Source organism: Nitrosomonas sp. (assembly GCF_024282095.1).
Lineage (GTDB): Bacteria > Pseudomonadota > Gammaproteobacteria > Burkholderiales > Nitrosomonadaceae > Nitrosomonas.
This window is the reverse complement of sequence record NZ_JAMWZS010000074.1, coordinates 1-3,617: the sequence shown is the minus strand read 5'-3', so window position 1 is coordinate 3,617 and position 3,617 is coordinate 1. Positions and strand designations below refer to the sequence as shown.

Sequence of the window (3,617 nt, the reverse complement as noted above, 5' to 3'; positions counted from 1 at the left end):
GATCAATAACGTCAGTACAAAAACCATAGCATTCTAAAAAATATTTGCTTGATATCTATCGGATAGTGCTTAATTTTCTGGCAATTCAACAGCAACGCCCAATCAGCTTATCCGATACCACATTTGTCCAATCATCAGCTACCATGCCGCTCAGCACATGTTTATTCATTTTCGAGCAGCCCTAAAAAACCACCCGACTGATGATTCCATAATTGCGCGTATAGCTGATTATTGGCGATCAGTTTAGCGTGACTGCCCTGTTCAACAATACGGCCTTTATCAAATACGATCAGTCGATCCATTGCTGCAATCGTAGATAGTCGATGTGCGATGGCTATGACCGTTTTACCTTCCATCAGTTGATACAAGCTTTGCTGAATACTGGCTTCCACCTCGGAATCCAGTGCCGAGGTGGCTTCATCCAGCACCAGGATAGGTGCATTCTTTAACAGCACCCGGGCAATGGCAATGCGTTGCCGCTGTCCGCCGGAGAGCGTAACGCCACGTTCGCCCACGTGCGCATCATAACCGGTTCGACCTTTGATATCCCGCAATGTTTGGATGAATTCATGCGCCTGGGCTTGTTTGGCTACCGCAATCATCTGTGCATCGGTAGCATCCGGTTTGCCAAACAGAATATTGTCACGCACCGAACGATGTAGCAGCGACGTATCTTGCGTCACCATGGCAATATTGGCACGCAGGCTATCCTGGGTTACTGTGCGAATATCTTGTCCATCGATGGTGATACTGCCTTGCTGGATGTCATAAAATCTGAGTAACAGGTTAACGAAGGTTGATTTGCCGGCGCCTGAACGGCCAACGATTCCCACTTTCTCGCCGGCGGTGATATGTAAACTCAGATCGTCAAAAATACTACGAGATCCCTGCTGATCCGAATGATAGGAAAAGCAAACATGATTAAAATGGATTGCGCCGTGATGCACTTGTAGTCTATCCGCATTCGGTGCATCGGTGACATTCTGGGGTTTGGAGAGTGTATTGATCCCATCCTGTACTGTACCGATGTTTTCAAACAACGCGTTGACTTCCCACATGACCCAATGTGACATGCCGGTCAGCCGGATTGCCAGACTCATGACAATCGCGATAGCCCCTGGGCCGATGGCGCCTTGCTGCCACAAATGAATCCCAAACGCTCCCGTCACGAATACCAGCAGCATGTTGATAATCCACACGCAGGCATTAAGCCCGGTCGAGAGACGCATTTGCGGATGGACCGTGGACATGAATTCTTCCATGCCGGCCTTGGCGTAAGCAGACTCCCGCTGGCTTCCGGAAAATAGCTTGAGTGTCAGTATATTGGTATAACTGTCGACAATACGCCCCGTCATCAGAGAGCGTGCATCGGCCTGCAAAGTGGAGACGCGTTTTAGTTGCGGCACAAAATGGCACAGAATACCAATGTACAAAAGCAGCCATGCCAGTAACGGCAAGCATAACCGCGGATCGGCATTGAGCACCAACATGAATGTGGTGGTGAGATACACAGTGACAAACAGCATGACATCGAGCAGTTTCATCACCGTTTCCCGTACCGACAGCGCGGTTTGCATCACTTTGGTGGCAATCCGGCCACTGAATTCATGCTGAAAGAAAGTGTAGCTTTGATTGAGCAAATATCGATGTGATAACCACCTGACCCGCATCGGTAAATTGCCCATTAGTGTCTGGTGGATCACTAATGAATGCAGCAGCACCAGAAGTGGAATCACTATCAGGATGAATACCGACATGACCAGCAAAGTTGGCCATTCCTCTTCCAGGAAATGTGCGGGTTCTTTTTCCGCCAGCCAATCGACCATTTGCCCCAGCACGCCATATAGCATGGCTTCACTGATTGCCAGGCAAGTGGTCAATAGCGCCAGCAAAACCAAATAAAGCTCAATCCCCTGAATATAGTGGCGACAAAACTGATAGAGCCCCTGTGGTGGTTCAGCAGGATGCTCCGGCGGGTAAGGGTTTATTAGGCGTTCGAAGAAATCGAACATGTTCAGGGTACCTCTAGAAATTCAAAATTCTAAACAAAGCAAGGCGCGAAAAAAATGTTGACGTAGCATATTATTGATATGTAAGGAAACATTTCTTGTGAGTAACGAAACATTGTAACGAAGTTTGGATTGTTAGAGCCGCCCTTTATTTAACTGCTGCTAAGTTGCTCGAATATCCTGAACCCAGCCACATAAGTGCCCATTGCAGCGCCCAATGACGAAAATATAAAAATCAGCAAAATTCGTGTCACCTGATTATTCCACCAGCCTTTCAAGCTGGTCGTATCATTTCTGAGTCGATTAAAATCACTGACCTTCGGTTTGCGCAAATAAGCTTCGACGGCAGCGACAACCATGCCCGCGCCAATGGCTGGATGTAGCGTAGTCAGCGGAGCCGCCAGAAAAGCACTCAAAATAGACAGTGGGTGACCAAAAGCGATCGCCGTTCCTGCTGCAGACAGTCCGCCGGTGATCACTATCCATTCAACGATCATACTGATACCGATTTCCGGGCTGCGCATAAAACCGATCGCAAAGCCCGCCAGAATGAAAACAACAATTATCCAGGGAATCAACTTGAGCCATTGCGATGACGGCGGAATGGTATCCAGTTGTGCAATTCTCTCATCCGGATTGGTAATGCTTTGCGTTTCAAGTTGTTGTACCATGCCGTTCAGGTGACCGGCGCCGATTACTACCAGAATGTGCTGATAGTTATTTTCCTTACATTCTTTAATGAGGCGGGCTGACATATATTCGTCCCGTTCACTGATAAGCGGTCGGAATAAATCTTTCTCGTTTTCCGCAAACTGTGAGAAAGAACTTTCCAGCACATCGCCTTCTTTTAATTTCTCGATTTCAGCGGCACTGAATTTCTCTTTACTGATCACACTGGCGATCAAACCGGCGAACAAATGAATACGCTTCCACCACGGCACATTGTGATAAATCCGTTTCATGGTCGTACCGATTTCACGATCGATCAACAAAACCGGCAACTTGGCTGTTTGTGCATCTTTGATCGCAACACGCATCTCGGCGCCCGGTTCAATGCCTAACTGTTCCGCCATGCGTTGCTGAAAGGCACCTAATGCAAGGCTGGCAGCAACCATGCTGGCCTGACCGTTTTTGATCACCTGAAACAAGTCCATCTGAGCCATCGCGTCGGGATTAACGATTACTTTATGACGACTTGGACACAACTCAACAGCCACAGCATCATAACTTCCTGTCGCAATCAGCTCTTGAACTTTATCTGCACTGGCTTTTGAAACATGCGCAGTTCCCAGTAATGTGATAGCACAATTATTCACTGTCACAGTTTTAATAGGCTCGGTTTGTCCATTGTTTTCTTTCGATAATTCTATATCGCATTCTTCTAATTTGTTCATCAGCTAGTATTTAAGAGTCTTAGGAAGTTGAAGTGGGTTTATACATGCTAATTTTAAGTACTGCAAAGTAAAGATTATCACGCCGATACTTAAAACGAAATTCGATCCATCGCAGATATAAATAAATTTTATTTTTCTTAGGGTCTGTTGACATTTCACATAGGTAACCATAGATACCCACATGCCATAGCGACCATGCTTTCGTAATTTCTCT

The 3,617-nt window shown here is 46.7% G+C and carries 2 protein-coding genes; both read right to left on the bottom strand.

The genetic code is table 11. From position 1 onward, the window contains the following. Positions 1 to 161 precede the first annotated feature (161 nt). The gene (locus tag Q0K92_RS12875) at positions 162 to 2,012 is read right to left on the bottom strand and encodes an ABC transporter ATP-binding protein (protein ID WP_297326197.1); all 1,851 of its coding nucleotides are present in this window, start codon (positions 2,010 to 2,012) and stop codon (positions 162 to 164) included. 149 nt (positions 2,013 to 2,161) lie between these two features. Further along, positions 2,162 to 3,403: a TraB/GumN family protein gene (locus tag Q0K92_RS12870; protein ID WP_297326196.1), complete on the bottom strand. Its 1,242-nt coding sequence runs from the start codon at positions 3,401 to 3,403 to the stop codon at positions 2,162 to 2,164. Positions 3,404 to 3,617: the final 214 nt, after the last annotated feature.

Coding starts and splice junctions, on each gene's coding strand:
- Q0K92_RS12875 (WP_297326197.1), bottom strand. CDS start 2,012: ATGTTCGATTTCTTCGAACGCCTAATAAACCCTTACCCGCCGGAGCAT.
- Q0K92_RS12870 (WP_297326196.1), bottom strand. CDS start 3,403: ATGAACAAATTAGAAGAATGCGATATAGAATTATCGAAAGAAAACAAT.